This is a genomic window from Pseudomonas sp. M20, assembly GCF_045037865.1.
Taxonomy (GTDB): Bacteria; Pseudomonadota; Gammaproteobacteria; order Pseudomonadales; family Pseudomonadaceae; genus Aquipseudomonas.
The window spans coordinates 1395995-1419638 of record NZ_CP173611.1; the positions used below are offsets into that span (position 1 = coordinate 1395995).

The window sequence follows — 23644 nt, forward strand, 5'->3', positions numbered from 1 at the left end:
GGAGCGAAGAGAAATACAGTGAAAGTGTGCGATCAGAGCGATTCGCGAGTTATGGATATTCGTTCTTTGGGCGAGCGCGGGTTTCGGCGCTGTTGGAAAGTTGCGCGGTAAAACGATCTTGTGCGCCGTAGTCATTAATGCTGCTGAACAACAAACTTGTTGCATTAGTCGAGTGAAGTTGTTTAAGCGCGAACTCTTTGTGTTCGCCAGGCGCGATCATCAGCGAATCAAACGGATGCTCGCTCAGTGCACCGGATTGCAGGGTGATATCGGCAATCGACACGTGATACAGGCCGGGGTTGTTCACCACCAGCACGCTTTTGCCGGCGCGCTCGGCCAGGCGCCAGGTCAACTCACCGGGTGCAAGGTAGGCGTTGTTTTTCAGGCCCGCGGGGCGGAAGAACACCTTGATGCGCTGACGTACGGCGAGCTGCAAGGTGTTCTGGGTCTTCGCGGTCTGGGGGATTTCCTGCACGTTCAACCAGACCACCGATTCGCGGTCGGTCGGCATGCCGGTGCCTTCGTAGATGACCCGCAGTATTTGCTGTTCGTCGCCGCTGACGCGCACTAACGGCGGTGTGACCGCAAACGGCACGGAAGCGGATTCGCTGGCGTCGGTGTCGATCCACGACTGGACCAGGACATCTGCACCGCTGTTACGCACGGTGATGCCGGCTTCCTTGTGCTGGCCGTCGAAGACCAGGCGGGTGCTGCTCAGGGAAATGCCGGCCGTGGCCTGATTGACCACGAACAGGCCGAGCAGGCCTGCACAAAAGGACAGTAAGTGACGATAAAACATGATGGTTACCGCGCAAGTGATTGAAAGCGCGGGGCCGGGCGGCCCCGCACTGGGCTCGAGTATTCGCGCGGGTTATTCGTATTGCAGGGTGAACGGCAGGGTGGCGTCGCCGCGACCGGCAACAGCCAGTTTCGGGTCAACCGTGGTGACATAGGCGGCCGAAAATTTCAGCGTGGTATTGCTGTCCTGCAGGGTGTTTTCGATCTTCGCGGTGGCTGGCGAGCTCAAGTCGATCACGGCGCCATTGGCGTCGAGCAAGGCGATACCGATGCCTTTTGCAGCCCCCAGGCCGCTGATCAGTCGCAGCACTTTAGTGCCAGGTTCGATGCCCGAACCGGCGCCTTTGGTCGGTTCGAAGAGCATCGCAACCTTGGTGCCGGCGTTGCAGTTGATCTTCATGTCGAAGTTTTCGACGCTCAAGGTGCCGTTGCCTTTAGGTGCGGTGGCGGTGCCCATGTCCTTGATCGACACTTCACCCATGGCGACCGAAATGGTCTTGTCCTTGCCGGCGCTTTCAACCGAACAGGCGTCATTGTTGATGGTGCCGGTGAAGTTGATGGTGCCGCTGCCCGCCTTGGTTGGCGTAACCGGTGGGTCGGCTGCCAGGACATTGCCGGCCGCAGCGAAGATTGAAAGGGCGAGAAGCGTTCGGGACAACTTTTTCATGTTGCTTTTTCCATTGGTGGGGTTAAAGCAACACAATAAAACTCGTTTTACCGATGGAACATCAGACGATTCCTAGATGTGCGGAAGTTGCCGAAAAGTGTCCGGTGTTATCAGCTGAACAAGTTGCGTTCTATGCAATAAGTCAATAGTTCCTGATCACTGCCGACTTCAAGTTTGCGCATTGCCGATATTTTTTGCGTACTGATGGTTTTAGCACTTCTGTTCAAGTGCCGGGCAATGTCGTTGACGCCTTGGCCCTGAACGAACAAACGCAGGATTTCATGTTCCTTGGGCGACAGGCGGGAAAAACGTTCATCCAGATCGGCGCCGTCGTTCACCACCGATGTCGGCGCGGGGGCCTGCCAGCGCACCGGGCTGCCCTTGGCAATCGCTTTGAGGGCGGTCTCGATTTCGTCGTGCAACTGGTTTTTCTGAATGACTGCCAGCACACCCAGTTCCTGCAGGCGCGTCAGGATCAATGGATTGGAAATCATGGTCAGTACCAGCACTCGAACCTTGGGAAAGTGCCTTATCAGGTATTCCACCAGTTTCAGGCCGTCACCATAGGTCGAATCGGCAGGCATGTTGAAGTCGGTGATCAACAAATCTACGGGCTTGGTCTCCAGCAGCTGGATCAGCTCATCGGAGCCAACGGCTTCGCCCACCACGCGAAAGCGTTGGTCGCGCTCGACCAGTTCCCGTACCCCCAGCAGCACGATGGGATGATCATCGGCAATGACAACGTTGAAGGTTTCCATGAGTGATTTATCCAGAGTGAAGTTATTCGAGGGAGTCGAGCAGATCTTGCAGCCGCGTCAGATTTTGTCGCACCGCCACGGCCAGAGCGGGGGTCACTGCCATGCCGGTCAAGCGGTATTCCAGCTCGACAAACGCGCTGGCCAAGGCATTGATCTGCACCGCACCCAGCGCTCCCGCCATGCTGTGCAGTTGCTGCGCCACGCTGTTGGCGTCGGCCGCATCCAGTGCTGCCAGGGTGGTCTGAATATCCTGGCGCAGGGTGGTGACAAACAACTCGCGCATTTTTGCTGATAGCGGCGGCGGGGCATCGATAACGGGGGCCACAGCGATTTTGCAATGTTGCTCAAGTTGCGTGCGCAGGGTAGCGAGGTTCAGCGGCTTGACCATCCACGCGTTCATGCCGACGGCGGCGCAGCGTTCGCCTTCTTCGCGCAGGGCGTTGGCGGTGACGCCGATGATCGGCAGCGTCGAGTCCTGCTGGCGTACAGCCTCGGCGAGTCGGTAACCATTCATGACCGGCATGTTGACGTCGGTCAGCAGCAGATCGAAGCGGCCGGGCGCCCACTGCGCCAGGGCTTGTTCGCCATTCGCAGCGACGATCACCGAGCAGCCGAGGGCTTCCAGTTGCTCCTTGATGATCGCCGCATTGATGACGTTGTCTTCGGCCACCAGCACTTGCAGATTCAACGGTCGGGTCTTTGCCTGCAACGCGGCTGGGCGCTGCGCATTGGCGCCGTGTTGTGCCAGATAAATAGCCCAGGCAATCGCGCGCACATCGTCGGCATCGACCGCCCAGTCTGCACCGCTTGGCTGCGCCGGATTGGGGCCGCCCGCAATGGCGACGATCCGTGGCCCGCTCCAGTGCGGAGCGTTGTCGAGAGGCGTGAGGTCCACCAGCAGCGCCGAGGATGGTGGCATCTCGGTCGTCACCAAGCGGCAATCCAGACCAAAACGCTTGAGCCAGGCAATTAGGTGCTGCGCCAGTTCACTGACGGGGGCACGTACATAAACGGCGGGGCTGCCGGCCACGAAGGCGGGGCAGTCGGCCAATGCGCCCGGCACGTTCTCCAGCGTGAGTTGCAGGGTAAAACTGCTGCCCAACCCCGGTTCACTGACCACGTTCAACTGACCGTGCATCAACTCACACAGCCATTTGCAAATGGCCAGGCCCAGACCCGCGCCGGCCTGACTGTCGGCATCGTTAACCTGATAGAACGGGTCGAACAATTGCTGTTGCTGCGCCGGGGAAATCCCCACTCCCGAGTCGCTGACCTGCCATTGCACCTCGGCGCTGCCAGCAATGTTTTGCACAACGCGCACGCGCAGCACCACGCGACCGTTGTCGGTGAACTTGATCGCGTTGCTCAGCAGGTTGTTGAGGATCTGGCGGATGCGCAGCGGGTCACCGCGCAGTCGATCCGGCAACGTCGAATCGATGCAGGCATACAGTTGCAGGCCTTTGGCGCGGGCGAATGCGCTGTAAGTACGCACGACATCTTCAGTCAGCTCCAGCGGGCAGAAGTCCTGAAGCTCAAGGGTCATTTGCCCGGCCTCGATCTTCGACACATCCAGCACATCGCTGATCAGCTTGAACAGGCTGGCGGAGGAACGCTGGATGGTGTCCAGATAATCCTGCTGGCGCGGGGCGAGTGGCGTCAGGCCGAGCAATTCGAGGGTGCCCATCACGCCGTAGAGCGGGGTACGAATTTCATGGCTCATGGTGGCGAGGAAGCGGCTCTTGGCCTGGTTGGCCGAGTCGGCGGCCTGACGGGCTTCCTCCAGGGCGGCGGCGTCTTCGATATGCCGGGTCACGTCATGCAACGCACACAACCAGGCATCCTGGCCCTGATAACGCGTCGAGACGAAAGCCAGATGCAGATGACGCCCGTCGATCTCGAGATCGGCATGGCCGGACTTGCTGTGTGACTTGAGCAGGCTCATCAAACGACTGCTGTCGTGCCATTGCTGGGCGCGCTGGTTTTCCAGGAGCACGTGGTGATCGCTGCGGCGAATCACACAGAGGCCGGTCGGTGCGGTGTCGATCACCGCACGGCTGAACGCCTCGCTTTCGGCGATGCTCGCGTGCGCACTTTGCGCGGGGATGATCACGCGCGCGGTGTACCAGCGATTGATGACCCGACCGCAACCAAGCAACGCCAGCACCACCGCCACGAGGCACAGCAATGGCCACAACGCATAGCTGAGAAAACTGCGCAGGCTGATGACGTAGATCGCGGTCCAGTGCTGTGCGCCGGGGCTGCTGAGCTTGAACACCAGACCGTCGCGGCTGAAATTGATCCCCTCATCCAGTACCTGGTCGGGCCTGTGTGCGCCGGTCAAGACCACGCCGACCGGGGTGATCAAGGTGAAGTCATCGTAAATCGACCACTCCATCAATCGCTCGATGTTGTTGACCTGAGACAGTTTCAGCAACGTGCCGAGCACCACCCAGGAATCGGCGCCCTCGATGGTCAGCGTTGGCTGCAGCAGATTGATCCTGACGTAGGCCAGCAGCGTCGGTGTTGCCTCGTTGTCCTGAGTAGATGGGTAGGGCACCCAATGCACTTGATGATCAGCGACTGATGACTGCTCGCGTGCATGCTGGTTCACCTGGCTCATGACTTGGGCAAACGCGCCGATCTGCATCGGGCCTGCACCGCGCAAGCGCCCGGCGGAGGGCACGGCCACGTCGAAGTTGTCGGGGCCATTGAGCAGGATCACTTGCGGCGACTGATAGTGCGAGGCCGCCCAGAACGCGCTGTAGTAGGCGGCCAGATAACTGCCCAGCGCGAAAACCTTGGGGTATTGGTCGGCGGCGATTCTCTGCGGGTCGATCTTTACACTGAACGGCAGTGAGAACGGCAAGCCACGGCCCTCATAGACATTCGGGCCTTCCTCGGGCAGGGGTTTTTGCGAATAAGTGGGCAACACCACCAAAGGAAAATATTGGCCCTTGGCACTGGCCTGGGAGATATCGCGCAGAAACACTTCCTGCTCATGGATATTTTCCATCAACCGGGCGAAGTGAAACTGCAAGGTGTCGCGCTGCTCTTCGAGCATGCGCAGCACCCCCACATAGCTGATGCCCAACAGCAGCAACACCAGTGCGCCGAGCAGCAGCAGAGTTTTGTTCAAACGCAGCGAACTGCTGGCCAGTTTGTCCAGAAATGCATTGGTATGCGGCATTACAGCGCCTGACCAGCGGTGATGGGGCAGCCTTGGGACACAGTGACCTCGGTAGCGAGCGACGTTCAACAACAGCCACGTGCCGCTCAATAGGCAGTCGCCGGCCCGTCGTGGGTCAGCAAGTGCTGGAACTGATCGGCTGAAACGGCATGGGAGATCAGGAAACCCTGAACCTGAGTGCAGTCGATTTTACGCAACAGAGCAAGTTCTTGTGCGGTTTCCACACCTTCGGCCACCACCGTCAGGCCCAACTGGCGACCGAGGCTGACAATGCTGGTCAGCGCCTGCGCGAGTTCGGCGTTGGCGTTGCAGCCTTGCACCAGCGCGCGGTCGATTTTCAGTTCGGTGAACGGCGCCGACACCAGGTTCATGTACGAGCTATAGCCCTTGCCGAAATCATCCTGCGACAGACCGAAACCCTTGATCCGCAGACGGCACGCGCCGGCGTAGAAATTGCTGATGTCATCGGGCACCGAGCACTCCATCAACTCGAAACAGATCCGCGCGGGCAAGCCTTGATGGGCAAGCACGAAAGCGAGGATGCGGTCGGGCAGGTCGTGGCTGTTGAGCAGGTGCGTGGGCAGGTTGACCGAAACCGGAATGTCATAGCCCTGTTCGCGCCACGTAGCCTGGGCGGCGATCGCCTGTTTCAGCACGCACCAGAGCAACGGTTCCTCGAGACCGAATGCAATCAACGCCGGCAAAAACACTCCGGGCAACAGCGTGCCATGTTCAGGATGATTCCAGCGCACCAGTGCTTCGGCGGCGACGATCCGGCCATTGTTCAAGGCCTTCTTCGGTTGAAACCAGGCTTGCAGTTCACCGTTGTCGAGGGCATTGCAGATACTCTGGCGATCGATGCCGGGATGGGTTGCCGCCGGGACGCTCTGGCGCAGCGCCTGCAATTGATCGATCAGGCAGCGCAGGGCGGCCGCATTCACCGGTTTCGAAATCAGTCCGATGACTTTCACTTGCAGGTTGCTCGCGACCAGACTGGCGCCCATCAGCATCCGTCGTGAGGCGGCGCTCATGATCGCCAGTGCCGGACGTGAGCGTTGGGCGGCAAGGCCCTGAATGAATTGCACGCCGTCCATGCCCGGCATCAGCAAATCGGTGAGCACCAGATCGAAATCACGTTGTTTCAGGCAGTCCAGTGCTTCTTCGCCGTCCCTGGCGCACGCCAGATCGAAGTCGCCCAACTCGCTGAACAGGTTCTGCAAGTACAGGTGCTGGAAGGGATGGTCTTCGACAATCAGAATGCTACAGGGCTTCATGGGCGACTCGTTCGTAGGGAGCCAGGACAGCGAACAAGGCTCGTAGCGTAAAAGGTTTGACCAGGCAGTGATTCATGCCCGCAGCCAGACACAGCGCATCCTCACCACGCAGGGCGTTGGCGGTCGCGCCGATGATCGGGATGCTGCAACCGAGGCGCCGCAGCGCTTTGGCCAGTTCGTAACCGTTGAGGCGGGGCATGTTGACGTCGGTCAGGACGATGTCGAACGCAGCGTCGGGCCACAGCGCCAAGGCCTCTTCGCCATCGCTGGCCAGCGCCACCGTGCAGCCCAGTTCTTCGAGCTGATCGCGCAGGATCAACTGATTGATGACGTTGTCTTCGGCCACCAGAATATGCAGGCGCAACGGGCGCAGCGCATGGGCTTCAGTGTCTGGCGGACGGTGGATGATCTGGCCGCTCTGGGCCTGGCGAACGGCCCGTTGAATCGCCAGCAGATCATTCAGATTGACCTGCCAGCCGTCGCCGGTACATTGCGGCTCGTGCGCGCCATCGCCGCTGGCCAATACGCGCGGTCCACGCCATGCCAGGTGCGGGCGCTGTCCGAAGGCTGCGGGATACAACTCCAGCAGCACCGCCGTCGCATCAGGCTCGATGCCGTCCGGTGCGCCGATATGCGCGCGGGCGCCCCAACGACGCAACCAGCCACTGATGCTGTCGGCTAGTTCGCGGACCGGCGAAACGACGTAGACGAGGTCCGCTGCCAATGGCGGTAAGGCGGCAGTTGGTGTGTTGCAGGCGCGTTGTTCCAACGGCACGCTGAGGGAAAAACTGCTGCCCAGGCCCGGCTCGCTGACCATGCGCAGGGTGCCATTCATCAAGTGCGTTAGCCGCAGGCAGATCGGCAACCCCAGGCCGGTGCCGGCAACCACATTGGTGTTGCCGGCGGTCTGGTAGAACGGCTCGAAAATGAACGCCTGATCGTCATGGGCGATGCCTTTGCCGGTGTCGGAAACCTGCCATTGCAGACACACGCGTTCGCCTTCGCGAGCGAGCAGTCTGACCCGCAACACCACGCGCCCGGAATCGGTGAACTTGACGGCATTGCTGAGCAGGTTGTTGAGGATCTGCCGCACTCGACTGACATCGCCCAGTAGGCACTCGGGCAGTTGCGGATCGAGGCAGGCATAGAGTTGCAGGCCTTTGCTTTGCGCGGCAGCGGCGTAACCCTGCACCACTTCGTGTACCAGTGCCGGGACGGAAAACTCGCTCAGCTCCAGCGCCAGTTGCCCGGCCTCGATCTTCGATACATCGAGCACGTCGCAAATCAACTGCAGCAACGTCGCCGATGATCCCTCGATCGCCCGCAGGTAACTTTTCTGCTGAGTGTCCAACTGTGTTCGCGCGAGCAGTTCCAGCGTGCCCAGCACACCGTAGAGCGGGGTGCGGATTTCATGGCTCATGGTTGCCAGAAACAGGGTCTTGGCTTCGTTGGCGGCATCGGCCGATTGGCGCGCCTGTTCCAGCGCTGCTTCGATCTGTCGCCGAGCGCTGATGTCACTGAACGCACAGAGCAAGACGTCTTCACCTTTGTAGCGGGTCGGCGCACAGCTCAGGTACAGGTGACGACCGTCGGCAGTCTCGAAGTAATCGGTCAGGCACGGCGTGTTTTCGTCAAACGCATCGCGGATCCAGCCAGCCCCCAGTTGCTCGCTGCACTGGCCCAGCCATTGCCGCGCGAGGGTGTTGTCCAGCACCACTTGACCGTCACTTCGGCGCAGCACGCACAGGGCCACAGGTGCAGTCTGAATCACGTCGCGGCTGAACAGTTCGCTTTCCACCAGCGCCTGAATGCGCTGGATCGCCGGGGTGATGAAACGATGCTCCAGACGACGGACCAACAGGCACACCAGGCTGATACTCAACCCGCAGAACAGCAGCGCGCCGAGCATTTGTGGCCACAGGGCGCGCAGCACCGCCAGCAAGTCGATGGAGTAGGTGAGCTGCCAGTCCGACGATTTCAGTTGCTTGCGCAACACCAATTGCTCGGGCAGCCAGCCATTGCCGACGAAGCCGAAGAAATCCTGTTGTCGCAGCAATGGCAGGTTCTGTTCGGGCGGTGGTTTGTGGCTGTTGCTGAACAGCGGTTTGCCTTGTGAGTTGAACATGGTGAACTCGCCGGCGCTGTGGTCGTTCAAGGCTCTGGAGACTTCACGGTCGTCCATTTCCAGACCAAGCCAGCCGGAGTGGACGTCGCGTTCATCCAGGCGAATGAAGATGTACAACTGCGAGTGCCCGTCTGCGGCATGGGTCAGCCACAGTTCCGATAATGTCGCCGTGAGATTGAGCGACTCCAGTTGATCCAGCGTGGCCTGTGGCAAACCGACGACCAGCGGTGTCGCGTTGTATAGCCGCAATATATGACCGCCGCTGCTGACATACAGCAGATTGAGCTGCTTGGCTTTCAGGTAATCGCGCATGCGTTGGGTCAGCCAGATGCTCCATTGCTTGCCCGGCGTTTGCCCCAGCAGCAGACGGATTTCCTCCTCGGACACCGGCACGTTTATTTTCGCCTTGCGTGTGGCCGACAGGCTCAGGCTTTCCAGCAGCGCTTCGCGGGTGGTGAAAAACGTATGCGCTTCGGCGATGGCGCTGCTCATGTAGCTGCGCCGCTGAGAAATCTCATTGTTGAAGGTAAACAGCAGGAAGCTGTAGACGCCGCCGAGAATGCCCACCAGCAGCACCAGGGCAAAAATGCGCAGCAGGCGCCGCGCCGCATCGGGCGAGGACAGGAGCGGGCTGATCTGATGGAGGTAGTTCTTCAATCTCATCCCGGCACTCTAGGGAGGGCCGGGAGCGGGGAGAATCAGACGATCCTTAGAGTGCTAGAGGTAGTTGACGATGAAGGTGACTTCGGTGTTGGCGCTGCCGGCCTTGAGTTCGCCCGTGGGCAGACGGTAGTACGCGGCGGTTAACGGGATCTTGAAATCGGTGCCGGTGGTGGTGAAGGCGTTGAACGGGTAGGTGGTATCGAAGGCGATCGGCTGCCCGACATCGTTCATCAATTGCAGGCCGATGCCGCTGGCGGTGGAGGTGCTATTGAGCGCGACGATGCCCTTGGTCGCGTCGATGACGGGCGTGGTGGCTTTGAATGAATAGGTGACTTTCTTGATGCCGGTCTGGCACTGATTCAGGGCAATGTCGAAGCGCACGGTGCGGGGTTTGGCGCCCGCGTCGCTAAACTCCAGGAGTTGATAGTCATCGCCCATGGCGACCGGGACGGAAGGGGTCTGGCAGGACGCCGCATTCAACACCAGCGCATTGGCCAGATTGAAGTTATTCAGAATCAGCTCGCCGGCTTTCAGGCTGGCCAGGTTGCCGGCCGGTATCGTGATCTGCGCCGCCAATGGGCCTGACTTGACGATTTCCAGGCGGATCGAGCCTGACGCCACGCCGTAGCCTTTTGGGGCGGTCGAGAAGAGAGAGGGCTCATAGCGATTCAGCACGCCCATCCAGATACGGAACGACAACCCGGTCTTGCCCAGCGGGAAGGTCGTTACGGTACCGGTCGGGGTACCAAACGCGGGATTGACAGCGATTCCATAGAACGAGCTCGCATTGCACGACCAACTGTGTGAGTTCGATTGCTGCGCGGTTTCCTGATAAACCACAGTGCCATCCGGTGTGTCGGCGGGGATGGTCAGGCCACCATTGGCCAGGCTGGCACCGTAGCTGAGCGTTTGCGTTGAAGGGGAACTGTTGAAGCTGCAATTCGCCGCCATCGCGTCCGCTGCGCAGGCCAGCAACGTCGCCGCGACAAGGGTGAGCAGGGGGCGCTGCAGAGTTATTCGCTTCATGAAGAGGGCTATACGTGTCGGCCAAAGAGCGGCGTACGTTAAACGCGCGGTTTGCCGATGGACATCAGGCGATTCTTAGAACACGCTCCCGCGCCTGCGCAATCGCGGCGATGCATTAAACTCACCGAAGCCTGAAAACCGTGCAGGTTGTGCGGCCCCCGGTTCACCAGAGAGGTCATATGGTCCGCTTGAGTATGGTCTTGCTCGGTCACGAATTTGTCCGCAAGCGTTGGTCCGCGCTGGCGCTGACCGGCATTGTCTGGGGCGCGGCCGGGGTGGGCATCTTCATTGATGCGCTGGACGGTGTGCTGTATTTCCCGCTGCATCTCTTCGGCTATCTGTTGCTGCTCGAAGCGCTGATCCTGCTGCTGGTGCCGGCACCGCAAGCCGGGACCGCAGCGGCCCTGCGCAGAGCGCGCGGACTGGCTTTTCTCTTGCTGGGGCTGCTGATCGTCGACCGGCAACACGCTGCCGGGCTGATTCTGGCTGTGCTGTTTGGCGGGGCTTTTTTGCTCGATGGCGGTTTTCGGTTGGCGGCGGCGCTGGTGGTGCGCTTTGTCGGTTGGCAAGTGTCGCTGCTGGCGGGGTTGTTCGAAATCGGCTTTGGCGTGTTTATCCTTGAGCCGTATCCGACGCTGTACAAGGGCACGGTGCCGTTCTGCATTGGCATGAGCCTTTTCCTGACCGGTTGTGCCTTGTTGCGGCAAGCCGTGCGCTTCAAAAACCAGCCGCCGCTGACAAGCCCTTTGTCGGTCAGTGCGCCGGCCAGCAGCGATGCGTTGGTGATTCACGTCTGGACTCCCAGCGGCACCGTCGACGACACCCTGGTGCGCAATCGGCTACTCAACCGCTACATCGCGGCGGTCGACATCAACGGCGTGATTTCCGCCGGCCATGCGGCGCTGGAATGCGGCCCGGACATTTACATCAGCCATTACCCACAGGACGACATCGATCGTTCGGCCGGGGATTTCGTGCGCTTGCTGCGGGCGACGCCGAACAACGATGTTGCCGGCAGGTTTTTGCCGGATTATGCGGGGGAGGTGGCTGACTGGTGTCCGTCTTCGGTGCAGGTCAGTTTTGCCCATTACGACGCCCGGCGCCTGCATGCGTTCTGGACGGAGTATCGGCAGAACAGCACGTACAACCTGACCAGTCGCAACTGTTCCAGCGCCGTCGCCCATAGCCTCGAAGCGGCCTTGGAAGGGGCGATGAACCGGGGGCATTCGAGCATGCTGGATTTCGCCCGGGTCATTTTCAGCCCCGAGTTCTGGGTTGCCGCGCAAGTGCGCAAACGGGCAGAGGCGATGGCGTGGACGCCCGGACTGGTGCTTGATTATGCGCGAGCGTTGCATGCTGCCATCGAACCGGCACCGCCGGGCTGGCACAGCATTTATGCGGTGAGCAAGCGGGCATTTGGGTATGTGGCCACTGCCTTGCGGGGGCGTGCGGTGCATCCTGTGCAGCCGCCGCCTGTACATCCTTGCGACGATTCCTGACCGACTTCACACCGAGTCGCTCCAATCGCGAGCAGGCTCACTCCTACATTTGAAATGCGTTCCCTTGTAGGAGTGAGCCTGCTCGCGATGGCGTCCGCCTGTGCAACACAAAAACCCAGCCCATTGGTCAACTAATTGCAAAGCAACCTAACTATTGCGTTGACATTCGCTGCCTAGGCAGTAACATCTCGACATACATTCACTGCCTAGGCAGTTATTAGGTGAGCAAATGAAGCATTTCACCCCGGACGAATTCAAACACTGCCATCTCGGCCTGTTGCTTGGCCGTGCAGCGCTGCTCAAGGACCGGATCATCGATACTCACATGGAACCCCACGGCATCACCGCCGCGCAGTTCAAGGTGTTGATCATCATGGCCCAGTTCGGCGTCGACACCCCGGCCGAGCTGTGCCGGCACCTGTCGCTGGACAGCGGTTCGATGACACGCATGCTCGATCGTCTGGAGCAGAAAGGCTTTCTGGCTCGCCAGCGCAGCGAAGGCGATCGCCGTCAGGTGCAACTCAAGCTGACCGAGCAAGGCCAGCAACTGGCCGATCGCCTGCCGCACATCGGCGCCGATGCGATGAATGAACTGGCCGGCGCCGTCACTCCGGACGAGTTGAAGACCCTGGAATACATCCTCAAGAAAATTCTGCTGGCAGCCGGTGACCCGATCACCATCCAGCGCTTAGGTGAACACAATGAGCGGTAAAACCTTGCGCAGCAGCCTGACGCTGGTGCTGTCGGCGATGATCCTCGCCGGTTGCGCCAACTACAGCGGCCTCGACACGTCGGGCGCGAGCCTTGATGCGAAGAACCTCAAAGTCGGCCAATCCCTCACCGGCGTGACCCTGTCGCCAGCCGCATGGCCGAAAAGCGATTGGTGGACCAGCCTTGGCGATCCGCAACTCGACGGTCTGATTCGTGAAGCGCTGCACGACAGCCCGGACATGCAGATCGCCGCAGCGCGCGCCCATCAGGCCAGCGCCGCCGCGTATGCCGCCGATGCCGAACGTTATCCGACCCTCGACGCCAGCGCCGGCATCAGCCGTTCGCGTCTGGCCAAGGATCAAGACCCGCGAGGGCAGGGCGATGCCTACGCCACCGTGCGGAACGTCAGCGCCGGTTTCAATTACAACTTCGACCTGTGGGGCGGTCAGCGTGATGCCTGGGAAGCCGCACTCGGTCAGGCCCGCGCCGCTGAAGTTGATCGTCAGGCTGCGCAGTTGACGCTTGCTGCCGATGTCGCTCGTGCCTACAGCGATCTCGGTCAGGCGCACATCGTTTATGACCTCGCGAATGAAGACCTCAAACGCACCAGGCAGATGCTCGATCTGAGCCAGCGTCGGTTGAGTTCTGGCATCGACAGCCAGTACCAGTTCCAGCAAACCCAGAGTCTGGAAGCCAGTTCCGAAGCCAGCCTGATCGACGCAGAAAAGCGCCTGAACAGCGCCAAAATCGCCCTGGCCGTGTTGCTCGGCAAAGGCCCGGATCGCGGCAGCGAAATTGCCCGACCGAAAGTCCTGCAAGCCAGCGCTGTCGCCGTGCCGTCGGTGCTGCCGGCGGAACTGCTCGGTCGGCGCCCGGATCTGGTCGCTGCGCGCTGGCGCGTTGAAGCGGCGAGCAAGGATATCGACTCGGCGAAAACCCGCTTCTATCCCAACTTGAACCTCTCGGCCTCGGCCGGCGCCGAGTCCTTGTTGGGTGATGCGATGTTCGGTTCGGCCAGTCGCTTCTTCAACATTGCCCCGACCATTTCCGTGCCGATCTTCGACGGCGGACGCCTGCGCGCCAACCTCGATGCGCGTGACGCCGATTACGATCTGGCGGTGGCGCAGTACAACAAAAGTCTGGTGAAAGCCCTGGGCGATGTCAGTGACACGATCAACCAGTTGCGTGACATCGGCCGGCAGATCGGTGCGCAGCAACACGCCACCGACATTGCTCAGGATTCTTACAACACCGTCGTCCAGCGTTACGGTTCCGGCATCGGTAACTACCTGGACGTGCTCAGCATTGAGCAGCAATTGCTGCAGGCCCAGCGTCAACTGGCCAACCTCAATGCCGAGCAGATCGACCTGTCGATTCAACTGATGCAAGCGCTGGGCGGCGGCTTCCAGGGGCAAACCCTGACCGCAGCCAACGCCACTCCAGCCACGCCGCACAACTAATTCAAGGTACTTGTCATGGCCACTGCCGAAAACACCCAAGCTCAAGGCAACACCCCGGATACCGGCAACCCGCGCAAGCGCAAAGTCATGCTGTTGCTGCTCGCCGTTGTCGTTGCACTCGCCTGCGCCGGCGTCTGGGCGTATCACGAGTTCATCGGGCGCTTTAACGAAAGCACCGACGACGCCTACGTCAACGGTAACGTCGTCGAAATCACCCCGTTGGTCACCGGCACGGTGGTCAGCATCGGTGCTGACGATGGTGATCTGGTTCACGAAGGTCAGGTGCTGATCAACTTCGACCCCAACGATGCCGAAGTCGGTCTGCAAAGCGCCCAGGCGAAACTGGCGCGCACTGTGCGTCAGGTGCGCGGCTTGTACAGCAACGTTGATGGCATGAAAGCCCAGGTCAATGCGCAACAGGCCGAAGTGCAGAAAGCCCAGGACAACTACAACCGCCGGAAAAACCTCGCGCAGGGCGGGGCGATTTCCCAGGAAGAACTGTCCCACGCTCGCGACGACCTGACCTCGGCGCAAAACGCCCTGGCCAACGCCAAACAGCAACTGAAAACCACCAGCGCACTGGTCGATGACACCGTGGTCTCGTCGCATCCAGACGTGATGTCGGCCGCTGCCGACCTGCGTCAGGCGTACCTGACCAATGCCCGCAGCACCTTGATCGCGCCGGTTACCGGTTACGTGGCCAAGCGCACCGTGCAACTCGGTCAGCGTGTGCAGCCGGGCACGGCGTTGATGGCGGTGATTCCGCTGGATCAGCTGTGGATCGACGCCAATTTCAAAGAAACCCAACTGCGTGACATGCGCATCGGTCAGCCGGTCGATATCGAATCCGATATCTACGGCAGCGACGTGAAATACAGCGGCACCGTCGACAGCCTCGGCGCCGGCACCGGTAGTGCGTTTGCCTTGCTGCCAGCGCAGAACGCCACCGGCAACTGGATCAAGATCGTCCAGCGAGTGCCGGTGCGCATTCACATCAACGCCGAAGAACTGGCCAAGCATCCGCTGCGCGTTGGCCTGTCGACCAACGTTGAAGTGAATCTGCATGACCAGAGCGGCCCGGTGCTCGCACAGCAGCCACCGCAGAAAGCGTCGTTCAGCACCAACGTCTACGACCGCCAACTGGCCGAAGCCGACGCGATGATTGCGCAGCTGATCCACGACAACAGCGCTGCGGTGAGCAAAACCGCGCAACGCTGACCTGCACTGACCTTGTAGGAGTGAGTCTGCTCGCGATAACGGTGTATCTGTCGAGGAAATTGGGTCTGACACACCGCTATCGCGAGCAGGCTCACTCCTACAGGGCTGCGGCGACCATCAGGTTTCATAGGATTCACAATGAGCAATAACGCCTCTTTCACGCCGCCCAGCCTGTTGCTCAGCACCATCGGCCTGTCGCTGGCGACGTTCATGCAAGTGCTCGACACCACCATCGCCAACGTGGCGCTGCCGACCATATCCGGCAACCTCGGGGTGAGTTCGGAGCAGGGCACTTGGGTGATTACCTCGTTCGCCGTGAGCAACGCGATTGCGCTGCCGCTGACCGGTTGGCTCAGCCGCCGTTTCGGTGAGGTGAAGCTGTTTCTCTGGGCCACCATTCTGTTTGTGCTGGCCTCGTTTCTCTGCGGTATCTCCACGTCGATGCCGGAACTGATCGGCTTCCGTGTGCTGCAAGGTCTGGTCGCCGGGCCGCTGTACCCGATGACGCAAACCCTGTTGATCGCGGTTTATCCGCCCGCCAGGCGAGGCATGGCCCTGGCGTTACTGGCGATGGTCACGGTGGTCGCGCCGATTGCCGGGCCGATTCTCGGTGGCTGGATTACCGACAGCTACAGCTGGCCGTGGATCTTCTTCATCAACGTGCCGATCGGGATTTTTGCGGTGATGGTGGTGCGTTCGCAACTGGCCAAACGTCCGGTGGAAACCAGCCGTCAACCGATGGATTACGTCGGCCTGATCACGCTGATCATTGGCGTCGGCGCGTTGCAGGTGATCCTCGACAAAGGCAATGACCTGGATTGGTTTGAGTCGAACTTCATCATCATCGGCGCGGCGATTTCGGTGATCGCGCTGGCGGTGTTTGTCATCTGGGAAATGACCGACCAGCATCCGGTGGTGAATCTGCGGCTGTTTGCCTATCGCAACTTCCGCATCGGCACGCTGGTGTTGGTGCTGGGTTACGCCGGATTCTTCGGCATCAACCTAATCCTCCCGCAATGGTTGCAGACGCAGATGGGTTACACCGCGACCTGGGCCGGCTTGGCCGTGGCGCCGATCGGCATTCTGCCGGTGCTGCTGTCGCCGTTTGTCGGCAAGTACGCGAACAAGTTCGACCTGCGCTTGCTGGCCGGGCTGGCGTTTCTGGCGATTGGTCTGAGTTGCTTCATGCGGGCGGGATTCACCAATGAAGTCGATTTCCAGCACATCGCGCTGGTGCAGTTGTTCATGGGTATTGGTGTGGCGCTGTTCTTTATGCCGACCTTGAGCATCCTCATGTCGGACCTGCCGCCGAGCCAGATTGCCGATGGTGCCGGTCTTGCCACATTCTTGCGGACGCTGGGCGGTAGCTTTGCGGCATCGCTGACCACGTGGATCTGGATTCGTCGGGCCGATCAGCATCATGCGTATATGAGTGAGAGCATCAGTACCTTTGAGCCGGCGACGCGCGAGACTTTGAATCATTTGGGCGGGGCGAGCCAGTCGGCGTATGCGCAGATGGATCAGATTTTGACGAGCCAGGCGTACATGCTCTCCACCGTGGATTACTTCACGCTGTTGGGCTGGGGTTTTATGGGTTTGATTCTGATTGTGTGGCTGGCGAAGCCGCCGTTTGCCGCGAAGGCAGGGCCTGCTGCTTCCGGGCATTAAGGTCAAGAGCCCCTCACCCTAGCCCTCTCCCGGAGGGAGAGGGGACTGACCGAGTTGACTGTTTGAGGTACACCGACTTGCGATACCGAGTTGAACTCAGGTTTTGAACTGCATGCGGTCAGCTCCCTTTCCCCCTCGCCCCCCTGGGGGAGAGGGCTGGGGTGAGGGGGTAACGATCTTCAGCCGTGCGGCAAAGCCAGCGGCGGGGCGAAGTCGAACGGCGCCAACGCGTAGCCGCTCTCATCCACCTGCAACGCCCACCCCTGACGATCCCAATCCCCCAGCACAATCCGCTTCGCCGCTTGCTCACCGAGCTGCAACTTGTGAATCGCCGGGCGGTGAGTGTGTCCGTGAATCAGGGTTTTCACGCCATATTCCTGCATGATTCGCGGAATCTCCTCCGGCGTGACATCGACAATGTCATTAGCCTTCATCCGCGTCTGCGCCTTGCTCTCGCTGCGCAACTTGCGCGCCAGTTTATGGCGGGTGCGCAGTGGCAGATGCCGCAGGATAAACAGCGTGACCGGATTGCGCAGATAACGCCGCAGCTTCATATAGCCGACATCGCGGGTGCACAGGCTGTCGCCGTGCATCAACAGCACCGGCTCGCCGTAAAACTGCACGACACTCGGGTCCTTCAACAACGTACAGCCGGCCTGCTTGCAGAAGGCCTTGCCGAGCATGAAGTCGCGATTGCCGTGCATCAGAAAAATCGCCGTGCCGCTGTCGCTCAATTCGCGCAGGGCCTGGCAGATGGAACGCTGGAAGGGCGTCATGGCGTCGTCGCCAATCCACGCTTCGAAGAAGTCGCCAAGGATGTACAACGCACTCGCCGAGCGGGCGCGTCCGGCGAGCAAATCCAGAAACGCCCGGGTAATGTCCGGGCGCTCCTCTTCCAGATGCAAGTCTGAAATCAGCAATATCACGCTTCGATGATCTCGGCTTTCTCGATGATCACGTCGTCTGCTGGTACGTCCTGGTGGCCGGCCTTGGAAGTGGTCGACACGCCTTTGATCTTGTCGACAACGTCGGTACCGGCGGTCACTTTACCGAATACTGCGTAGCCCCAGCCTTGCACGTTCTTGCCGCTGTGGTTAAGGAAAGTGTTGTCGGCAACGTTGATGAAGAACTGCGCGGACGCCGAATGCGGCTCCATGGTGCGGGCCATGGCAACGGTGTATTTCTCGTTGGAAAGACCGTTGTCGGCTTCGTTCTGGATGCTTGGACGCTTGTCTTTCTTTTCCTTCATGCCTGGCTCGAAACCGCCGCCCTGGATCATGAAGTTACCGATGACGCGGTGGAAAACGGTGTTTTCGTAGTGACCGGCGTTGACGTACTCGATGAAGTTGGCGACGGTGATCGGCGCCTTTTCAGCGTTCAGTTCGATGACGATGTCGCCATGATTGGTGGTCAATTTAACTTGAGTCATGATCGCTACTCTTTATAAGGAATTCGTGGGCAATGGGACATTTGCGCCCGTTACCGGTTCAGCCCGTGGGCCAAGGTGCGCAGTTTAGCGTGACAGGCGCGAATTTCGAGGCTGTTTTTCCAAATCCCTGCGATTAAATGCGCTCCTTTATAGGCCGTGCTCTGTCAGCCCCTTGACAGCATCGGCTATGATAGCGGCTTTGTTTTGTCTGGCCCCCTCTGCGGCCGCGCACATGTAAGTCAAGGATCCTATGAGCAAGCCCACTGTCGACCCTACCTCGAATGCCAAGTCCGGCCCTGCCGTGCCGGTCAATTTCCTGCGGCCGATCATCCAGGCAGACCTGGACTCGGGCAAGCACACCCAGATCGTTACCCGTTTCCCGCCTGAGCCCAACGGCTACCTGCACATCGGTCACGCCAAGTCGATCTGCGTGAACTTCGGCCTGGCGCAGGAGTTCGGCGGCGTCACGCACTTGCGTTTCGACGACACCAACCCGGCCAAGGAAGACCAGGAATACATCGACGCGATCGAAAGCGACGTCAAATGGCTGGGCTTCGAATGGTCCGGCGAAGTGCGCTACGCCTCACAGTATTTTGACCAGTTGCACGACTGGGCCGTCGAGCTGATCAAGGCCGGCAAGGCCTACGTTGACGACCTGACCCCAGAGCAAGCCAAGGAATACCGTGGCAGCCTGACCGAGCCGGGCAAGAACAGCCCGTTCCGCGACCGTTCGGTTGAAGAGAACCTCGACTGGTTCGCCCGGATGCGCGCCGGTGAATTCCCGGACGGCGCCCGCGTGCTGCGCGCGAAGATCGACATGGCTTCGCCGAACATGAACCTGCGCGACCCGATCATGTATCGCATTCGCCACGCGCATCACCACCAGACCGGCGACAAGTGGTGCATCTATCCGAACTACGACTTCACCCACGGTCAGTCGGACGCCATCGAAGGCATCACCCACTCGATCTGCACCCTCGAGTTCGAAAGCCATCGTCCGCTGTACGAGTGGTTCCTCGACGCATTGCCAGTGCCTGCGCACCCGCGTCAGTACGAGTTCAGCCGTCTGAACCTCAACTACACCATCACCAGCAAGCGCAAGCTCAAACAGCTGGTCGATGAAAAGCACGTGCATGGCTGGGACGATCCGCGCATGTCCACGCTGTCGGGCTTCCGCCGCCGTGGCTACACGCCGAAATCGATCCGCAACTTCTGCGAAATGGTCGGCACCAACCGTTCCGACGGCGTGGTCGACTTCGGCATGCTCGAATTCAGCATCCGTGACGACCTCGACCACAGCGCACCGCGCGCCATGTGCGTGCTGCGTCCGCTGAAAGTCGTCATCACCAACTACCCGGAAGGCCAGGTCGAAAACCTCGAACTGCCGCGCCACCCGAAAGAAGACATGGGCGTGCGCGCGCTGCCATTCGCTCGGGAAATCTACATCGACCGTGACGACTTCATGGAAGAGCCGCCGAAGGGCTACAAGCGCCTGGAACCGGCCGGTGAAGTGCGTCTGCGCGGCAGCTACGTGATCCGTGCCGACGAAGCGATCAAGGACGCCGACGGCAACATCGTCGAACTGCGTTGCTCGTACGATCCGGAAACCCTGGGCAAGAACCCTGAAGGCCGCAAGGTCAAAGGCGTGATCCACTGGGTGCCGGCTGCTGCCAGCGTTGAGTGCGAAGTGCGTCTGTACGATCGCCTGTTCCGTTCGGCCAACCCAGAGAAGGCCGAAGACAGCGCGAGTTTCCTCGACAACATCAACCCTGATTCGCTGCAGGTACTCACCGGTTGTCGTGCGGAGCCATCGCTTGGCAATGCACAGCCGGAAGACCGTTTCCAGTTCGAGCGCGAAGGTTACTTCGTCGCCGATTTGAAGGACTCGAAACCAGGTCAGCCGGTATTCAACCGTACCGTGACCCTGCGTGATTCGTGGGGCCAGTGATTCAGCGTCAAGGGAAATAACGTGCTAACGATCTACAACACGCTCACCAAGAGCAAAGAAGTTTTCAAGCCGCTGGATGGCAACAAGGTGCGCATGTACGTCTGCGGGATGACCGTGTACGACTACTGCCACCTTGGCCACGGCCGCAGCATGGTCGCGTTCGACCTGGTGACCCGCTGGTTGCGGTTCAGCGGTTACGACCTGACTTACGTGCGCAACATCACCGACATCGACGACAAGATCATCAACCGGGCCAACGAGAACGGCGAGTCGTTCGAAGCGTTGACCGAACGCATGATCGCCGCGATGCACGAAGACGAAGCGCGCCTGAACATCAAGAAGCCGGACATGGAACCGCGCGCCACGGATCACATTCCGGGTATGCACGCGATGATCCAGACCTTGATCGACAAGGGTTACGCCTACGCCCCGGGCAATGGCGACGTGTACTACCGCGTCGCCAAGTTCATGGGCTACGGCAAGCTGTCGCGCAAGAAGATTGAAGACCTGCGCATCGGCGCGCGGATCGAAGTCGACGAGTCGAAACAGGACCCGCTCGACTTCGTGCTGTGGAAAGCCGCCAAACCGGGTGAGCCGAGCTGGGCATCGCCATGGGGCGCCGGGCGTCCGGGCTGGCACATCGAATGCTCGGTGATGTCTACCTGCTGCCTCGGCGAGACTTTCGACATTCATGGCGGCGGCAGCGATCTGGAGTTCCCGCACCACGAAAACGAAATCGCCCAGAGCGAAGCGGCCACCGGCAAGACCTACGCCAACGCGTGGATGCATTGCGGCATGATTCGCATCAATGGCGAGAAGATGTCCAAGTCCTTGAACAACTTCTTCACCATTCGCGACGTGCTGGAAAAGTACCACCCGGAAGTCGTGCGTTACCTGCTGGTGTCGAGCCACTACCGCAGCGCGATCAACTACTCGGAAGACAACCTCAAGGACGCCAAAGGCGCCCTCGAGCGTTTCTACCACGCGTTGAAAGGTTTGCCGACTGTGGCGCCGGCGGGCGGCGAAGCCTTCGTCGAGCGTTTCACCACGGTGATGAACGACGACTTCGGCACGCCGGAAGCCTGCGCTGTGCTGTTCGAGATGGTGCGTGAGATCAACCGTCTGCGTGAGAGCGATCTCGATGCAGCGGCGGGTCTGGCGGCACGTCTGAAAGAGCTGGCGAGTGTGTTGGGTGTTTTGCAGCTCGAAGCCGATGACTTTTTGCAGGCGGGCGCTGAAGGGCGTGTCGATGCGGCTGAGGTTGATGCGCTGATTGCGGCGCGTCTGGCGGCACGTGCGGGTAAGGATTGGGCTGAGTCGGATCGGATTCGTGATCAGCTCACGGCGATGGGCGTTGTGCTGGAAGACGGCAAGGGTGGGACTACCTGGCGTCTGGCTGATTGAGATCAGGGACGCGGAGCGTCCCGGGCTGCATTCCCACGCGGAGCGTGGGAACGATCAACAAAACCCGCCGTGTGCGGGTTTTTGTTTGGCTGCGAAGAAGAGCCCCTCACCCTAACCCTCTCCCAGAGGGAGAGGGGACTAAATGGGGGATGCTCAAGAAATACGCCGACCTGAGCGATGTTTGCCGAATCCATAATCAACTCGGTTTTTCAGGTCGATGCACAACGCCAGACACCTCGGTCAGCTCCCTCTACCTCCGGGAGAGGGCTGGGGTGAGGGGTGCGTGTCAAAGAGATACGCCGACTTGAACCTGCTTCGAATCCATAATCGACTGGTTTTTTCAGGTCGATGCACAACGCCAGACACCTCGGTCAGCTCCCTCTCCCTCTGGGAGAGGGCTGGGGTGAGGGTTGCTTTTGACGTTCGCGTAGGTCTTGATGTCGGCAACGCGTTCAGCCGGATGCTGAGCGGCGACGATTATGGAATGGAGACACCATGGCTAATCACTATCGCGAACTGCTGACAACCCCAGGTGCCACGGGGTTAGTGCTCGCGAGCTCTATCGCGCGATTACCGCAAGCAATGATCGGCATCGGCATCATCACCATGCTGGTCCAGCAAACCGGTGTGTACTGGCTGGCCGGCACCGTCGCCGGGACGTTCACCCTGGCCAATGCACTGCTCGGCCCGTACATCTCCAGACTGGTCGATCAACATGGCCAGAGCCGCGTGCTACCCGTCGTCACGGCGTTCAGCATTGCCATGTTGCTGGCCCTGATCCTCGCGGTCTACATGCGGGCACCGGCCGCACTGCTGTTTGTTCTGGCGGCATTGGCGGGGACGATGCCGAGCATGCCGTCGATGATCCGTGCGCGGTGGACGCAATTGTTCCGGGGCAAGCCGCAGTTGCACACGGCGTTCTCGCTGGACACGGTCCTCACCGAAATGGCCTACATCGTCGGCCCGCCACTGGCGATCGGTTTGAGCGTGAGTTTCTTTGCCGAAGCCGGGCCACTGGTTGCAGTCGGGCTGTTGGCCTTCGGGGTGACGGCGTTTCTCCTGCAACGCCAGACTGAACCTAAAGTTGTCGTGGGCCACGCCAGCCACAGTGGTTCAACTCTGCTGATTCCCGGCGTTCGCACCATTGTCCTCGCGTTGTTGGCGATGGGGGTCATTGGCGGAGCAATCGATGTCGCCGTCGTGGCGTTCGCCAATGCGCAAGGCTGGCCAGCCTCCGCAACCTTCATCCTCGCCGCCTATGCGTTTGGCTCACTGGTCGCGGGCCTGACCTTCGGTGCAATGAGGGTTTTGCTGGCGATCGAAAAACAGTTCCTGATCGGGATCCTGGTCACGGCGTTCACCGGCGTGTTGCCGATTTTTGCAGCGGACGTTTATGTCCTGTCAGCGACGCTGTTTATTGCCGGGATTTCGTTTGCGCCAACGATGGTCGTGGTCATGAAGCTGGGAACGATCATCATCCCGCCATCGCGGATCACCGAAGGGCTGACGTGGATGACCACGGGTATCAGCATCGGCGTTGCGCTGGGCGGCATGCTCGCGGGGTTGGTCATTGATGGCTGGGGTGCACGGGCCGGGTTCGGTGTGGCGATTGGCGCTGGGATCATGATGGTGGTTGTTGTACTGGTGGGGCTGCGCACATTGGAGGCGGCTTCGGTTGCGCATGTTGAGCCGGAATTTTCGCCCTCACCCTAGCCCTCTCCCCCAGGAGAGGGGACTGAATGGGGGATGTTCGAGAGATACACCGACTTGAACGTGATGCTCTGAATCCATAATCGACTGGTTTTTTCA

At 60.2% G+C, this 23644-nt stretch carries 17 protein-coding genes; 8 read left to right on the forward strand and 9 right to left on the reverse strand.

Features of this window, described 5'->3' with window-relative positions:
• Positions 1–49: 49 nt before the first annotated feature.
• The 7 genes from ACI514_RS06335 to ACI514_RS06365 all read right to left on the reverse strand — a co-directional run bounded on the left by ACI514_RS06335 (position 50) and on the right by ACI514_RS06365 (position 10498).
• The gene (locus ACI514_RS06335) at positions 50–799 is read right to left on the reverse strand and encodes a molecular chaperone (protein ID WP_405123307.1); all 750 of its coding nucleotides are present in this window, start codon (positions 797–799) and stop codon (positions 50–52) included.
• A gap of 72 nt (positions 800–871) precedes the next feature.
• The gene (locus ACI514_RS06340) at positions 872–1465 is read right to left on the reverse strand and encodes a fimbrial protein (RefSeq protein WP_095189889.1); all 594 of its coding nucleotides are present in this window, start codon (positions 1463–1465) and stop codon (positions 872–874) included.
• 110 nt (positions 1466–1575) lie between these two features.
• A complete protein-coding gene (locus tag ACI514_RS06345) occupies positions 1576–2223 on the reverse strand; it encodes a response regulator (RefSeq protein WP_405123308.1) in 648 nt (215 codons plus the stop codon).
• Positions 2224–2245: 22 nt separating this feature from the next.
• The gene (locus tag ACI514_RS06350) at positions 2246–5410 is read right to left on the reverse strand and encodes an ATP-binding protein (RefSeq protein WP_405123309.1); all 3165 of its coding nucleotides are present in this window, start codon (positions 5408–5410) and stop codon (positions 2246–2248) included.
• 86 nt (positions 5411–5496) lie between these two features.
• Positions 5497–6684 carry an EAL domain-containing protein gene (locus ACI514_RS06355; RefSeq protein WP_405123310.1) on the reverse strand — a complete coding sequence of 396 codons (1188 nt, stop codon included), beginning with the start codon at positions 6682–6684 and terminating at the stop codon, positions 5497–5499.
• A complete protein-coding gene (locus tag ACI514_RS06360) occupies positions 6671–9472 on the reverse strand; it encodes an ATP-binding protein (RefSeq protein ID WP_405123311.1) in 2802 nt (933 codons plus the stop codon). Before ACI514_RS06360 ends, ACI514_RS06355 begins: the two co-directional genes overlap by 14 nt.
• Before the next feature lie 54 nt (positions 9473–9526).
• Complete coding sequence (locus tag ACI514_RS06365; RefSeq protein ID WP_405123312.1) at positions 9527–10498, reverse strand: fimbrial protein; 972 nt, start codon at positions 10496–10498, stop codon at positions 9527–9529.
• 179 nt (positions 10499–10677) lie between these two features.
• On the opposite strand from ACI514_RS06365, the gene ACI514_RS06370 reads away from it, so the two are divergent.
• From ACI514_RS06370 to ACI514_RS06390, 5 genes are all read left to right on the forward strand, one after another.
• Positions 10678–11997, forward strand: coding sequence for a hypothetical protein (locus ACI514_RS06370; RefSeq protein WP_405123313.1), 1320 nt, complete (start codon positions 10678–10680; stop codon positions 11995–11997).
• Positions 11998–12226: 229 nt separating this feature from the next.
• On the forward strand, positions 12227–12709 hold the full coding sequence (locus ACI514_RS06375; protein WP_077573642.1) for a MarR family winged helix-turn-helix transcriptional regulator: 483 nt from the start codon (positions 12227–12229) through the stop codon (positions 12707–12709).
• A complete protein-coding gene (locus ACI514_RS06380) occupies positions 12699–14168 on the forward strand; it encodes an efflux transporter outer membrane subunit (protein WP_405123314.1) in 1470 nt (489 codons plus the stop codon). Before ACI514_RS06375 ends, ACI514_RS06380 begins: the two co-directional genes overlap by 11 nt.
• 15 nt (positions 14169–14183) lie before the next feature.
• Positions 14184–15386: an efflux RND transporter periplasmic adaptor subunit gene (locus ACI514_RS06385; RefSeq protein WP_150774797.1), complete on the forward strand. Its 1203-nt coding sequence runs from the start codon at positions 14184–14186 to the stop codon at positions 15384–15386.
• Between the two features lie 138 nt (positions 15387–15524).
• Positions 15525–17054 carry a DHA2 family efflux MFS transporter permease subunit gene (locus tag ACI514_RS06390; protein WP_016986555.1) on the forward strand — a complete coding sequence of 510 codons (1530 nt, stop codon included), beginning with the start codon at positions 15525–15527 and terminating at the stop codon, positions 17052–17054.
• A gap of 179 nt (positions 17055–17233) precedes the next feature.
• Here the strand turns inward: ACI514_RS06390 and lpxH are convergent, their stop codons facing one another.
• Both lpxH and ACI514_RS06400 read right to left on the reverse strand, forming a co-directional pair.
• On the reverse strand, positions 17234–17980 hold the full coding sequence (lpxH, locus tag ACI514_RS06395) for a UDP-2,3-diacylglucosamine diphosphatase (RefSeq protein ID WP_405123315.1): 747 nt from the start codon (positions 17978–17980) through the stop codon (positions 17234–17236).
• Positions 17977–18483 carry a peptidylprolyl isomerase gene (locus tag ACI514_RS06400; RefSeq protein ID WP_095118204.1) on the reverse strand — a complete coding sequence of 169 codons (507 nt, stop codon included), beginning with the start codon at positions 18481–18483 and terminating at the stop codon, positions 17977–17979. The genes lpxH and ACI514_RS06400 overlap by 4 nt, the downstream gene beginning before the upstream one ends.
• 250 nt (positions 18484–18733) lie before the next feature.
• Here ACI514_RS06400 and ACI514_RS06405 point away from each other — a divergent pair, with 250 nt between their 5' ends.
• From ACI514_RS06405 to ACI514_RS06415, 3 genes are all read left to right on the forward strand, one after another.
• Positions 18734–20431: a glutamine--tRNA ligase/YqeY domain fusion protein gene (locus ACI514_RS06405; RefSeq protein ID WP_405123316.1), complete on the forward strand. Its 1698-nt coding sequence runs from the start codon at positions 18734–18736 to the stop codon at positions 20429–20431.
• Positions 20432–20452: 21 nt separating this feature from the next.
• Positions 20453–21835, forward strand: coding sequence for a cysteine--tRNA ligase (cysS, locus tag ACI514_RS06410; RefSeq protein WP_405123317.1), 1383 nt, complete (start codon positions 20453–20455; stop codon positions 21833–21835).
• Between the two features lie 495 nt (positions 21836–22330).
• Entirely contained in the window at positions 22331–23548 is a 1218-nt protein-coding gene (locus tag ACI514_RS06415) for an MFS transporter (protein WP_405123318.1), read from the forward strand.
• The last annotated feature ends 96 nt before the right edge of the window (positions 23549–23644 follow it).

Coding starts and splice junctions, on each gene's coding strand:
- ACI514_RS06335 (WP_405123307.1), bottom strand. CDS start 799: ATGTTTTATCGTCACTTACTGTCCTTTTGTGCAGGCCTGCTCGGCCTG.
- ACI514_RS06340 (WP_095189889.1), bottom strand. CDS start 1,465: ATGAAAAAGTTGTCCCGAACGCTTCTCGCCCTTTCAATCTTCGCTGCG.
- ACI514_RS06345 (WP_405123308.1), bottom strand. CDS start 2,223: ATGGAAACCTTCAACGTTGTCATTGCCGATGATCATCCCATCGTGCTG.
- ACI514_RS06350 (WP_405123309.1), bottom strand. CDS start 5,410: ATGCCGCATACCAATGCATTTCTGGACAAACTGGCCAGCAGTTCGCTG.
- ACI514_RS06355 (WP_405123310.1), bottom strand. CDS start 6,684: ATGAAGCCCTGTAGCATTCTGATTGTCGAAGACCATCCCTTCCAGCAC.
- ACI514_RS06360 (WP_405123311.1), bottom strand. CDS start 9,472: ATGAGATTGAAGAACTACCTCCATCAGATCAGCCCGCTCCTGTCCTCG.
- ACI514_RS06365 (WP_405123312.1), bottom strand. CDS start 10,498: ATGAAGCGAATAACTCTGCAGCGCCCCCTGCTCACCCTTGTCGCGGCG.
- ACI514_RS06370 (WP_405123313.1), top strand. CDS start 10,678: ATGGTCCGCTTGAGTATGGTCTTGCTCGGTCACGAATTTGTCCGCAAG.
- ACI514_RS06375 (WP_077573642.1), top strand. CDS start 12,227: ATGAAGCATTTCACCCCGGACGAATTCAAACACTGCCATCTCGGCCTG.
- ACI514_RS06380 (WP_405123314.1), top strand. CDS start 12,699: ATGAGCGGTAAAACCTTGCGCAGCAGCCTGACGCTGGTGCTGTCGGCG.
- ACI514_RS06385 (WP_150774797.1), top strand. CDS start 14,184: ATGGCCACTGCCGAAAACACCCAAGCTCAAGGCAACACCCCGGATACC.
- ACI514_RS06390 (WP_016986555.1), top strand. CDS start 15,525: ATGAGCAATAACGCCTCTTTCACGCCGCCCAGCCTGTTGCTCAGCACC.
- ACI514_RS06400 (WP_095118204.1), bottom strand. CDS start 18,483: ATGACTCAAGTTAAATTGACCACCAATCATGGCGACATCGTCATCGAA.
- ACI514_RS06405 (WP_405123316.1), top strand. CDS start 18,734: ATGAGCAAGCCCACTGTCGACCCTACCTCGAATGCCAAGTCCGGCCCT.
- ACI514_RS06415 (WP_405123318.1), top strand. CDS start 22,331: ATGGCTAATCACTATCGCGAACTGCTGACAACCCCAGGTGCCACGGGG.